The organism is Rhizobium sp. PEPV16, from assembly GCF_008919455.1.
GTDB lineage: Bacteria > Pseudomonadota > Alphaproteobacteria > Rhizobiales > Rhizobiaceae > Rhizobium > Rhizobium leguminosarum_Q.
Map to the genome: position 1 here is coordinate 1 of NZ_VSZV01000337.1, position 12,054 is coordinate 12,054.

Annotated in this window: 9 protein-coding genes and 1 pseudogene; 6 read left to right on the forward strand and 4 right to left on the reverse strand. The window is 56.5% G+C overall.

The features are described 5' to 3' along the window. Window positions 1-753 (forward strand): annotated as a pseudogene (locus FY112_RS24925) (keratin); the annotation flags it as partial. Window positions 754-878: 125 nt separating this feature from the next. Beyond that, window positions 879-2,345: a hypothetical protein gene (locus FY112_RS24930; RefSeq protein WP_131622851.1), complete on the forward strand. Its 1,467-nt coding sequence runs from the start codon at window positions 879-881 to the stop codon at window positions 2,343-2,345. Between the two features lie 188 nt (window positions 2,346-2,533). On the opposite strand, the gene FY112_RS24935 is transcribed toward FY112_RS24930, so the two are convergent. Further along, complete coding sequence (locus FY112_RS24935; RefSeq protein WP_025395764.1) at window positions 2,534-2,833, reverse strand: hypothetical protein; 300 nt, start codon at window positions 2,831-2,833, stop codon at window positions 2,534-2,536. Window positions 2,834-3,141: 308 nt separating this feature from the next. On the opposite strand from FY112_RS24935, the gene FY112_RS24945 reads away from it, so the two are divergent. Together FY112_RS24945 and FY112_RS24950 are read left to right on the forward strand one after the other, a co-directional pair. Next, window positions 3,142-4,053, forward strand: coding sequence for a glycosyltransferase (locus FY112_RS24945; RefSeq protein ID WP_131622849.1), 912 nt, complete (start codon window positions 3,142-3,144; stop codon window positions 4,051-4,053). 132 nt (window positions 4,054-4,185) lie between these two features. Next, on the forward strand, window positions 4,186-5,208 hold the full coding sequence (locus FY112_RS24950; protein ID WP_131622847.1) for a glycosyltransferase family 2 protein: 1,023 nt from the start codon (window positions 4,186-4,188) through the stop codon (window positions 5,206-5,208). Window positions 5,209-5,394: 186 nt separating this feature from the next. Here FY112_RS24950 and FY112_RS24955 read toward each other — a convergent pair whose 3' ends face one another. After that, window positions 5,395-6,144: a Crp/Fnr family transcriptional regulator gene (locus tag FY112_RS24955; RefSeq protein WP_026158838.1), complete on the reverse strand. Its 750-nt coding sequence runs from the start codon at window positions 6,142-6,144 to the stop codon at window positions 5,395-5,397. 454 nt (window positions 6,145-6,598) lie between these two features. Between FY112_RS24955 and FY112_RS24960 the strand changes: the two genes are divergently transcribed. Further along, on the forward strand, window positions 6,599-7,255 hold the full coding sequence (locus FY112_RS24960; protein WP_131622845.1) for a sugar transferase: 657 nt from the start codon (window positions 6,599-6,601) through the stop codon (window positions 7,253-7,255). 148 nt (window positions 7,256-7,403) lie between these two features. On the opposite strand, the gene FY112_RS24965 is transcribed toward FY112_RS24960, so the two are convergent. Both FY112_RS24965 and FY112_RS24970 read right to left on the reverse strand, forming a co-directional pair. Continuing rightward, entirely contained in the window at window positions 7,404-7,700 is a 297-nt protein-coding gene (locus FY112_RS24965; protein ID WP_131630052.1) for a hypothetical protein, read from the reverse strand. A gap of 591 nt (window positions 7,701-8,291) precedes the next feature. Beyond that, window positions 8,292-9,512, reverse strand: a complete 1,221-nt coding sequence (locus FY112_RS24970) for an acyltransferase (protein WP_181018279.1) — start codon at window positions 9,510-9,512, stop codon at window positions 8,292-8,294. 142 nt (window positions 9,513-9,654) lie between these two features. On the opposite strand from FY112_RS24970, the gene FY112_RS24975 reads away from it, so the two are divergent. Further along, window positions 9,655-11,973 carry a membrane-bound PQQ-dependent dehydrogenase, glucose/quinate/shikimate family gene (locus FY112_RS24975; RefSeq protein ID WP_131630051.1) on the forward strand — a complete coding sequence of 773 codons (2,319 nt, stop codon included), beginning with the start codon at window positions 9,655-9,657 and terminating at the stop codon, window positions 11,971-11,973. Window positions 11,974-12,054: the final 81 nt, after the last annotated feature.

Consider the following 12,054-nt stretch of genomic DNA (forward strand, 5'->3'; position numbering starts at 1 on the left):
CCCGATGTGGACAAGCTGAAGGCGCAGGAATTGAACCTGATGCGGCTGCGACGCGTCGATATCGAAAGCCAGATCGACGCGGCGAGCGACCTCGCCCGTCTCTACGGCCAGCAGGTCCAGTCGCTCGAGGCCAAGATCAATTCGCAAAAGCGGCAGATCGACCTTGCGCAAAAGGAACTGGATAATGTCAACAGCCTGGTGAGCAAGGGTCTGGTCAGCAATTCCCGGCAGGTCACGGTCGACCGCGGCGTTGCGGATGCACAAGGCACCCTGATCGATCTCGAGGTCGCCCTGACCACGGCTCGCCAGGGGCTCAGCGAAGCCGATCGCTCGAAGATTAATATCGTCAACCGGCAGAACAGCGAAAACCAGGAGCTGCTCAACCAGGTCAATCTCGCGATCGGCAGGGCTGCGATCGACATCCAGGTGGCCCAGCTTCTGGGCGAACAGGCTGGCTACAGCGCGCAACTCGCCCAGATGAATATGAACACGCCGGGTCTTGGCAGAGCGCAAAAGAACTACAGGATCGTGCGTCGCAACGACGATGGCACCTATCGCAACATCGAGGCGGACGAGACGACCAGCTTGCGGCCACATGATGTCGTCGAAATCGGCATCGACACGGATCTCCAGACGCCGCCGCTGCAGCTGCAGTCCGCGCCGCAGCAGCAAAGCTCGGCAGTCCCGCTGTCTGATGTCGCAGGCGACAATCAGACGGCTCCCGGCTGGATATCCCAGACGGGATCGAATTAGGGGGCGGTCGTGACCACTAACGACAGCTGGCGGCTTTCGCCTCGGGCATTGCGTCGGAAGGCGGATGCCGGTTTTCGGCAAACCCGATGCCTCCGCCGCTCTCCGTCCGGATCGGGATCTGAAGCATGTCGATAGAACCGATCGGCTTCATCGTTCTGCTGCTTGGCCTGCTCAGCATGGTCAACGGGGCCCGTTTTGCGATCACGACCCTTTGCCTGTCGACGCTGCTCGGAGCGGCCGCGGCTCTGCAATTGCCCGCGCTCGGCGGCAGCAGCATCCAGCCAAGCCATCTTCTCGTGCTTTTTCTCGTGGTAGCCGCCCTGCTGCGCCCGGCTCAAACACAGGCGACGCTCGCCAGCATGGCCTATCCGGGTCCCGGTTTCTGGTTTGCCGCCTACATCCTGTTTTCCGTGGCATCATCTTTCTTTTTGCCCCGCATCTTTGCAGGCGCGACCCTCGTCTACTCTTCTGCACGAGACACCACGGGCATGATGTCGACGGTGGCCGCTCCCCTGTCGCCGGGTTCGTCCAATCTCAGCCAGTCTGTCTATCTGCTCGGCGACCTCGCCTGCTTTGCCGTCGTCTCGGGGCTTGCCAGGCTCGGCTATGCCCGTTTCATCGCACTGCAGTTAATCGTCGCCTCGATCGCATGTTTTACCCTGGCATTGATTGATATCGGAACATTCCTGACCGACCAGTCCTACCTGCTCGATGTCATCAGAAACGCGAACTATACGATGCATACGGCCGAGACGATCAGCGGCTTCAAACGCATCGTCGGCCCCTTCCCCGAAGCAAGCACCTATGGCGCGGTCGCATTAGCCTATTTTTCCTTCACGCTTCTGCTTTGGCTGGAGCGCGTCCAAAGCCGTATGGCAGGACTTGCAACGCTTTTCATCGGCCCGACGATCGTCCTCTGCACATCGACAACTGCCTATATTGCCGGCATTTTCGTTGTCTGCATGTTCGTTCTGTTTTGCCTGAAACGACTGATCAGCGGCCCTGCCAAGACCCCGCATGTGACTTTCCTGGTGATCACGCTGTTTTTGATTCCCTGCGCCATCGTCGCGCTCAGCCTTGTCCCCGATGCGTGGAATTCCATTGCCGGCCTGATGAGCACCACCTTGTCGGACAAGCTCCAATCGCAATCCGGCGAAGAGCGCACCGCCTGGAATACACTGGCATTGATCGCATTCATCGATACCGCCACCTTCGGCGCTGGGCTCGGCACGGTTCGGGCATCGAGTTTTATCGCTGCGTTGCTCTCCAATGTCGGATTGACCGGCACTCTTCTCTTCGCCGCCTTCCTGTACAGCCTTGCAAGGGCCTCCGGTCGGCGCATGTCAGGCGACCGGGAGACGCACGCGATCGGAAACGCTGCGGTTATGGCATCCATCGCGCAGGTCGCCTCCGCGGCGATATCGGGGAGCGGCACGGATCTCGGCTTGCTGTTCAGCACCACGGCAGGTCTGGCGGCCGGCTGCCTGGCAACCAATACCTCTCCCCGGCGCGCGACCCGATCGCTCGCTAATCGAACCCCGCTGGAGACATCGACATCTCTGATGAGAGCGCCGATGTTTTCAACACGATGACGCCCGCTTTGAAACTCCGCCAGGGCGCGGGATGGCAATCTCGTCGAGCCATCGGCGTGCCCGCATTGGGCCGAAGCCGGCCGGCCGCACTGCATCTTTCCGGGATCGCCTGTAAAAGCAGTCCATCGAACAAACGCCGTCCTGCGAGGCCAGTCGCAGAAGGCCATGCTGCAGGTTTTATGTCGACATCAGCCTTGCGGGCGTTCGCTGGTGGTCGCGACGCTATCTGCAACGGAATTGTTTTCGCGCAGCTTGGCACTGCGCCGCAAAAGCCCCGACAGGAACACGCCTGCCAGATAGCCGATTTCCATGAGCACGAGGATGGCGATACCGGAGAGCATGGCCGCGATCACGGAAGACCCGCCGGCAAAAGCCACGCCGCCGAAGCCGATTGCCACCAGGATTGCAAAAATCGCGAAAGCCCAGGCGCGGATGGAAGCCCCGGCAGCGATCGAAATCACGGCTGCCCCGAGTGTGGTGATCAACATGACAATCCCCCTTCCCTCCGCATTCCGACAAGGGTCTCGGCACCAATCGCCGTACCGCGAAACAACATGTCGAAACATAGCCTTATGACAGGCAAGGCACTCTTCATGGTGAATATCTCAACAATGAAACATACAAAAGCCGCCGATAGCCGGACACCGTTTCAGCACCAGCGCGCTGGATGCTGGCCTATATATACCGAACAGGGCCTTCATATGACAGACCCGTCCGCTCAATTCACAACTGGTCCCTCGCCTCGCAAAGACAATACCGATTCACTTGTATTGCGCACAATCGGAAAGGTGATGACATGAACAACCAGTGCGTCGTCTACGTCACGGATGTCGAGTATTCATTTCCGACCATTCTCTCGGCGCTTCAGGCTCGCAAATTCGCAAGCCCTGCGACCGACGTCTGCGTTCTGATGTCGGAACATCTCGACAATTTCGAAGAGCTGAAAGCCCTGCTCGCAAGGAGTGGGGTCATATTGACCGATGCGACCGAAGCGCTGCAGGACTCGCTCGGCAAGCTCGACAGTTCGCATTTCCAGGGACGCATCAGCGTCAGCACAATGGCCAAGCTGGTCCTTTGCGAGATCCTGCCTTCCAACTATGCCCAGATCATCTACCTCGATGGGGATACCCAGATCGTCAGCGATCTCGGTGCGTTCGAAAGCGCCACTGTGCCCGAGGGCAGGTTTTTCGCGGCGCGCGATTACACGGCGATCCATGACTTCCTCGATACCGGAAAGGACAGCCACTATTTCAACGCAGGCGTCCTGAAATTCCATCGAAACGGCTGGATCGGGCAGGAGGCGCTCGAGCTTTTCGCTAGAAATCCCGAGGCCTGCGAGGGCAAACATGATCAGGGTGCATTGAATTATGTCTGCGGTTCATCACTCATCCTGGTATCGAACCGCTGGAACTTTCCCAAACAATTCCTTCATCTGGTGAACATGTCCTCCTTGTCGATCGTCCATTATATGGCGCATCCGAAGCCATGGCATGGAACTTTCTTTCCCTGGACCGATAAGGAAAGCCAGGTATACGTCGACCTGCGCAAAGCACATCCGATTTACAACGCGCTGTATCGTGGAATAACCTTCGATCGGAAGATGCTGTATAAATACCGGTCTATCCGGGCGCGCATCGAGCACGCAGTTGAGAAAGAAGGACCTAATCCCAGGGTCCAGAGCCTGCTGGTTGGCGACTACGCCGTATGATGATGTATTGTTGGTCCGACTTGAATGTCCGCGTGACTGAACTCAGCGTCGCCGGTCGAGCCGTGGATTTGCAGACGGAAGCGCAAAGTATTCATCCATTCATTCAGGAATGGATAATCTTCAGGACAGAATATGAGTTATAGGGCTTCCGCCGCCAGTATGTCGCACTACGTGAAAGCCCGCCTGCGCCGTTCGCTCAAGGCTCGGCAGGTTCGCTATGACCTGCTGCGCAACGGGCTCAAGCAGGCGCGCCACGTCGTCATCTGCGTCATCCGTGACGAGGGGCACCGGCTGGCCTTCTTCCTTCAGTATTATCGCGATCTCGGCTTCGAGCACTTCATCTGTATCGACAACGGCTCGACCGACGGCACGGTCCAGTTGCTGTCCAGCTTCGACGATGTCTCCCTTCTTTCGGCTCATGGTTCCTACAAGGCGGCGAGGTTCGGAAACGACTGGATCAACGAAGTCATCAACCGTCATTGCCGGGAGAAGTGGGTCCTTTATGTCGATGCAGACGAGTTCCTGGTCTATCCGCATTGCGACACACGCCCAATCGATCAATTGACTTCCTATATCGATTCCATGGGCGGCCATTCCCTCCGCTCGGTCATGATTGACATGTACAGCCCGCATCCCGTTCTCGAAAACATATGCGAACCCGGTCGCAACCCGCTCGAGGTCTGCAATCTCTTCGACCGCTCCGGCTATGTAGCGCATTTCGACAAACGCAACTGGACGATATGGATCAAAGGCGGCGTTCGCGGGCGCGTCTATTTCCACGACCGGCTCTGGGAAGGCCCCGCGCTCAACAAGATACCCCTCGTCTATGTGGCGGGTGAACGTCTGTTTCTCAAATCATCACACCAGGTCTGGCCACTCTCCCTGAATTTGGGCGACATGCGCGGAGCACTCGGCGTATCCGGCGCCCTTCTGCATTTCAAGTTCTTGTCGACCTTCGTGCACAAAGTCGCCGATGCGGCACACCGGTCCCAACATACAGAAGAATATACCGTATACTCCTCAGCCAAGGAAATGGATGACTTCGTCTACGACGATACGGGCACTTACAGAAGCTGGAAGGACCTGTCCGATTACGGGCTCATACAGGGTGAAGGCTGGAAATACTGGAGGAATGCTTCCGAGAGCGAAGTCTAAGTATGCCGCGCCAAAATACGCAGCGATTTTGGGACGACGTGCATGAAGACAAGTGCTAACAAGCCAACCTGATCTTTCAGCCTGCCTCGTCTGTCTATCAACTCGCACTGTCATCAAACACAAAACCCGCCGACGGCGGGTTCTGTCGAGGCTTTCTGCTGTTCCGTTTTTTATCGCGGCGACGCCTCAGGCGAGACCCGCCCCCTCGGCATAAGCCTCCAGCGCCTTCCGATTGAGAATACGGATTTTGCCCTGTGTCCCGTCGACCACTTTGCTCTCGCGCAAGCGCCGCAGGCATTGGTTGACCTTTTCACGCGACGCCGGCAGTGTCGCGGCCAGCTCATGCTGGGAGATGATCAGCTCGTCACCGCTATTTTGCGCATCCATTCTGTAGAGGGCAGAAAGACGCAGCAGCGTTCGGGCAAGTCTCTGCCTTAGACTAGATCCGGCATTGGAAATGATCCGCAGTTCGAGTTCGGAAACACGCGCCAGCGCCTTCGACAGGATCTTCACCTGAAATTGCGGATCGTTCGCACACAGGTCCCGCAGCAACCGACCGTCGAAGTAATGCAGTTCGCAATCCGATGAGGCCCGATATTCCAAGCTGAGAGACTGCTTGCGGAGCACCTCCAATTCGCCGATCAAGCCGCCTTTCGGAACGATTTCCACGATGAACTCTCGTCCATCGGCAAGCGGGGTGCTTGCGCTTACCATTCCGCGCTGTACGCGGGCGAACACGTCGAGGACGACGCCGGCGCCGGCAATAATCTCACCGCGGCGAAACTTTCGAACACTCGAGCGGCAAAACGGAAACTCGTGATCCAAATCCGCCCGGCCGTCGTAAACAATACCTGCAGACCCGCAAGTAACCGCTTCGCTTATTCGCGCTGCGTTTCCTCTAGGTCTGTTGTCTCTAGTGCTGATCGCCCCGTCCATACGCACAACTCCACACAGAATAATTGTCTTATTTGTCTTGAGCGACATTCGTAATAGGTTAAATTAGAAAGTCAAACAATAATAAAATAAAAAATTCCTGTTTAATCTATACATAATTATGAACAATCCTCATCTTTATATATAATAAAATTCATATTGAATTCTATCGCATACAAGTCTTTGGGGCTGCATGACGATTTTTATACATTTTATGACAATAGCCTACCTGCAGAACACATCTAACAATTATAACAACAACACCAAATTTTAAAATAAAACGAAATAACATTTCTGCTGTATAGTCAAAAGCAAAGGTAATACCTTTAATATTCACAAGAATTTCTTTATAGTATAAAGAATTTATTCATGATTATGACCTCGGTCACAGACATAAAACTTGCATTAAAACAAAGCTTTGGCTGTGATTTCTGGAATTCATCTAACGGAGACGCGGGTGGCGGGGAAAAATCAGGGCATCAACCCAACCGGACCTTGGCGGGATTTCGCCAGGGCTCGACAGGAAAGGCGTCCATGCAATTCGTCACAACCCCGTCTGATCAGCAGAATTCTGAAGCGCACATTGGATATCATCATTGCGGCAAGTTTCTTATTCTTTCTGTCGCCGCTCCTTCTGTCGGCGGCAGTCATCGTCACGCTAAGTGATTGGGGCCCTGTTTTCAATTCTCATCGCAAGATCGGTTATAAGGGAAAAGAGTTTGGTTGCCTCAAGTTTCGGACGACAGGATCCGACGCAACGACCGACGCGCACGTCACGGTCGTCGGCGATATTTTGAGGCGATCGAGCCTCGACAAGCTTCCGCAATTGATCAACGTGTTGCTGGGCCAAATGAGCCTCGTCGGGCCTCGCGCCATTACCAAAGAAGAGCTGCCGCGTTACGGTGAACATGCCTATGCCTACATGGCCGTCCGTCCCGGCCTGACTGGCCATTGGCAAACCAGCGGGCACAACGACGTCAGCTATCGGAATGGAATTTCCCTCGACGTCGAATATTTGTCCAAATGGACGCTCAGGCTGGATTTCGTGATCATGGCAAAAACGCTGTCGGCGCTGCTTTCCCGCCACGCGTTGCTGCCCAAAGTCGATTCCTAAAGCATGTCGCGCAAAGCTGTGGTGCGGTCTGCGATAAAGACATGCGCAAAACCAGAGACTCAGGCGTGGCAAGCGAATCTAAAATATCGCGACCCGCTTTACACCCTGACATAGCGCAGCCGAGCATCCTGCCGCCTCGGTCATGTCATTACCCATGAGGACGCTTGCCCGTAACGTGGGAGCGCTCAGTGATGGAGTTCTTTTTCCGGCGCTTTTGAATATGCCACAAGGAGAAGGCGAATAGACCCGCCAGATAGCATACCTCCATCAATACAAGCACTTCGACGCAAGAAACGACAGCCTCCGTCAACGAGGAACCTTTCAGCAGGATCACGCCGCCCAGGGCCGTGACCACCAGAAATGCAAAGATTGCAAAGGCCGAGGCGCGAATGGTCGCTCCGGCGGCGATAGAGACGGCAACCACGACGAGCGTGCTCTTCAGCATTATTCTGATCCTCTCTTCACACCTCCTTCAAGCCACCGTCAGCCCTCGATGACATGACAAAACCCAAAGTCGAAACGAAGTCCGATCAAAGTATTTTACCTATTGTGGTTAAAATATTGCTAATAGCAGTCCAGCAAATCGACGGACCAACGCCGGAGAATATTCGACTATTCATCCAGGAGGGCCGTTCTACCGATTAAACCCAAGAAATCCTTGGATATTGCGGTCAGAAAGATTTAGGTATCTGAGGCTTATACAGGAGCCGATAATGCAGCTGCGGCGTTCTCTCGCCGAACTGAACGCTCATTTGATATCCCTGAAAAGATGAATTTGGCCATAGGCTTACGCTCGAGCGCATATACGCCTGGCCACGAACAGGCTTATGCTCGTCCGGCAAGCGTGACATCGACCGCATCAAGGTTGCCCAGCAGCCTACGGAAAACTCGGCCCATCGATCGACCGGATACTTGTCCGAGGTGATCGGTCAGGCAACAACGAAACAGGGCCGCCGCTGTGGCGAGCCCTGCTGAAGTCCTTGCCGGGTTGAGCACCTGGATGGAATTGCTAGCCTCGAGGCCGATATCGACAAACCTATTTCGAGACCGCGCCGGCCAGTTGCCGTTTTACGCCGCGTTGGAGACTGAGGTTTTCCAGCCAGGTGACTTGTTTCCTCAATTTCAACGCCGGCTTTTCGATGAATCTCCACGAGAAGGCGGCAAAGCAAGCGGCAACAATGCTGCAGACGATGCCGTTCAACCACCAGTTATGCGCCCAGGGGCCGAGCGCTACGAACGCCTGTTGGATCGGATAGCCATAGAGGAAGACGCCGTAGGAGTAGTCGGCCCCACGTAGGACGCCGAGCTTGCGGGGCGAGGTGATACCAAGAAAGACCGTGACATATCCCATGGCCGGAATGGCAATGAAGTCCCCAAAGGAGGTGAACCAGTAGGCCCACAAAATCATTACCACAGAGGCAAGGAAAATTCGGATGTCCCAAAGAACCTTGTCCTTGTAGAGATAGAAGGTCACCCCCACAAGAAAAGCACAAATGAGGAGATTGCCGGACGCGGTCGTCGGCATAGTTGCCCAATCGCTTCCATGTTTCCAATATCTTGCAATACCGAAGGCTATGATCAACGCCGGCGTGGCGATAAGGGCAATCACCCGCCGCCTGACCACGCCGAGCAGGAAGAGTGCGGCGATCACGGCATAACACTCAAGCTCGAAGGGCACCGTCCAGAGCTGCCCGTTCACCATTGCGGCGTCAGGATTATCCAGGAATACCCCGGGTAGATTGAAGTGAATGTGCCCTGTGACATTCATCAGATATGTAAAGAACTGAGGATCGGTGAAATAGTCACGCAGGTCATACTCTGTATAGATCGCTCCGAGTATAAAGGCAGCCAGCAACACCTCTACCGCGAGAGCGGGATAGATCCGGATAAATCGATTGCCGAGAAAAGAGATCAATGTCTTCGATCGTTCGAGACTGCCAGCCACCAGAAACCCGCTCAGGACAAAGAACATGGGCAGAACTGACTTGATGACAGGGCGGAAGGGTGACTCCCAGAGAAACAGGTCGTCGCCATAGGTGACACGGGCCGTGTGTATCCAAAGCACTGAAAAGGCTAACAGTAATCGCATATAGTCGAATCCTGTCGGTCGCCCGTTCGCTAGATCAAGCTTTTCGCCGAGAACCATCTGTGCCCCTTTCAGAAGTATTGACCCGATTTGGAATGGCAAGCCGTTGCCGCAGAGCGGCAGCGGCATCATTGCCGGGTCGGGGCCGCGTGTCAGTGACCACAGGTACATCAGGTAAAAATTGAACGAGAGAGCAGCCCTCTCCCGAAGACGCGTCTCTGACCATCAACCCATGGCCCTGTGCTTCCCGAGGGCCATGCGACGGTCGGAGTTGGAATCCAGGTGATCGGGCGGCGGATTGGATGAGGAGACTATGAAATTTCTGGCCACCCTGTTCTGTATTGTTCTCGCCCTTATCGGATTGGGGCTGACCGGAGGCGGCGCCTGGTTGCTGCGCCTCGGCGGCTCGCCCTATTACGCGATCGTCGGGCTTGCCTATCTGGTTGCAGCGCTTCTGCTGTGGCGCCGGAAGACAGTAGGCGGGCTCATCGTCCTGCTTGTCGCCATGTTCACCTTTCCCTGGGCGCTATGGGAGTCGGGTCTCAATTTCTGGGCGCTGTTTGCCCGCTTGATGTCCCCCATCGCGCTGGCGGGCTTTGCCCTTCTCTTTGCACCGTCGCTTTCCCCGACCGCCAACCGGAAGCTCTTTTATGGCGGCGCCTTGGTGACCGCTCTCATTTTTGTCGCGGGTTTCGGTCTCAGCTTCGTGCCGCATGGGATCATTCACCCCTCCGCCGACATCACCGCCTATAAAACCGCCAAGGGCGACAACTCTCCCTCCGACTGGACATCCTATGGCCGCACCACGGCAGGAGATCGTTATTCCCCATTCGATCAGATCAACCGCGGCAATGTTTCCAAGCTCGATCTCGCCTGGACATATCGCACCGGAAAAGGCGATGGCGCCGATCAGAACACGCCTCTGCAGATCGGCGATACCGTTTACACCTGCACGCCGACAGATGTGATCGCAGCGCTCGATGCAGATACTGGCAAACCCCGCTGGACTTTCGATCCCAAGGCGACGGCGCCTTATTGGCAACGCTGCCGCGGCCTCGGTTACTACAAGATGCCGACGGAAGCGCAGTCTGCCGAGGGTCTTTGCGATGAGCGCCTGGTGCAGACGACGATCGATGCCCGTCTCCTGGCGATCGACAGCAAGACCGGCGCGCCCTGCAAGGAGTTCGGAGACCATGGCACCGTGCAGCTTTCCCAGGGCATGGGCGAAGTCAAGACGGGCTATTATTTCCAGACATCGGCGCCGCTGATTGCCCGCAACCTGATCGTCGTCGGAGGCTGGGTCACGGACAATCAGGAGGTCGGCGAACCCTCTGGCGTCATCCGTGCGTTCAACGTCGTCACCGGCGAGCTTGAATGGGCATGGGATCTCGGCAACCCGGAGATCACCAAACTCCCGCCGGAGGGCCAGACTTATACGCGGGCCACGCCCAACATGTGGACGACGGCCGCATTCGACGACAAGCTTGGCCTCATCTATGCACCGCTCGGCAATACCACGCCGGATTATTACGGCGTCAATCGCCCTGCCTTCGCCGATCAATACAATGCGACATTGGTGGCACTCGATGTGACGACGGGTCGGGAGAAATGGAAATTCCAGACCGTGCATCACGACATCTGGGACTATGATCTGCCGGCCCAACCGGCCCTGGTCGATCTGCCTGACGGCAATGGCGCCACCGTGCCTGCTCTGCTGCAGACCACCAAACGCGGGCAGCTTTTTCTCCTCGACCGCCGAACCGGCACACCGCTTGCCGAAGTTCAGGAGAAGCCGGTGCCGCAGCAAGGCAGCGTGCCGGAAGAGAAACTCTCCCCGACGCAGCCCTATTCCGTCGGCATGCCGACAATCGGTGCGGAGCGCGTGACGGAGCAGACGGCCTGGGGCCTGACGATGTTCGATCAGCTGGCATGCCGCATCGCCTTCCGCAAAATGCGCTATGACGGCGATTTCACCCCGATCGGCACGCAATATGCAATCCAGCAGCCGGGAAATCTGGGTGGCCTCAACTGGGGAAGCGTATCGGTCGATCTGCCCAACAACAGGGTCTTCATGAACGATATCCGCGTCCCCAGTCTCTTTGCACTCATCCCTCGCGAGGAGTATGTCGACTTTGCCCTCACCACGACTGCTCACGGCCCCTCCGCCCCGCAGCGCGGTACGCCTTACGCCATGGCCACCGAGATGTGGACATCGAGGCTCCGCGTTCCCTGCACCCAACCGCCCTTCGGCACCGTCACTGCAGTCGATCTGAAGACGCGCAAGATCGCGTGGCAGGTTCCGGCCGGCACAGCCGAAGAACTTGGGCCGTTCAAGATCAAAACCAAGCTGCCTATGCCGATGGGCCTGCCGAGCTATGCCGGCACTTCGGCGACCGCCGGCGGAATCGTCTTCTTCGCCGGCTTCCAGGACTATTATATCCGCGCCTATGACGCCGAGAACGGTGCCGAGCTCTGGAAATATCCCCTGCCGGTCGGCTCGAGCGCGACACCCATGACCTACGTCTCACCGAAAACAGGCAAGCAGTATGTGCTGATATCGGTTGGCGGCGCGCCCTATTCGAAAGATGTCGGCGACTACGTCCTTGCCTTCTCTCTGAAAGACGGAGCTTAGCCGCGGATATCGCTTAGGCTTCACCGACCATCTTCAAGTCCAAGCAACCCGCCACGGACCGCTTCTTAGCGAAGGCAATCG

Bases quoted from the DNA above. Each gene is read 5' to 3' on its own strand.
- FY112_RS24930 (WP_131622851.1), top strand. From the start codon at position 879: ATGTCGATAGAACCGATCGGCTTCATCGTTCTGCTGCTTGGCCTGCTC.
- FY112_RS24935 (WP_025395764.1), bottom strand. From the start codon at position 2,833: ATGTTGATCACCACACTCGGGGCAGCCGTGATTTCGATCGCTGCCGGG.
- FY112_RS24945 (WP_131622849.1), top strand. From the start codon at position 3,142: ATGAACAACCAGTGCGTCGTCTACGTCACGGATGTCGAGTATTCATTT.
- FY112_RS24950 (WP_131622847.1), top strand. From the start codon at position 4,186: ATGAGTTATAGGGCTTCCGCCGCCAGTATGTCGCACTACGTGAAAGCC.
- FY112_RS24955 (WP_026158838.1), bottom strand. From the start codon at position 6,144: ATGGACGGGGCGATCAGCACTAGAGACAACAGACCTAGAGGAAACGCA.
- FY112_RS24965 (WP_131630052.1), bottom strand. From the start codon at position 7,700: ATGCTGAAGAGCACGCTCGTCGTGGTTGCCGTCTCTATCGCCGCCGGA.
- FY112_RS24970 (WP_181018279.1), bottom strand. From the start codon at position 9,512: ATGTACCTGTGGTCACTGACACGCGGCCCCGACCCGGCAATGATGCCG.
- FY112_RS24975 (WP_131630051.1), top strand. From the start codon at position 9,655: ATGAAATTTCTGGCCACCCTGTTCTGTATTGTTCTCGCCCTTATCGGA.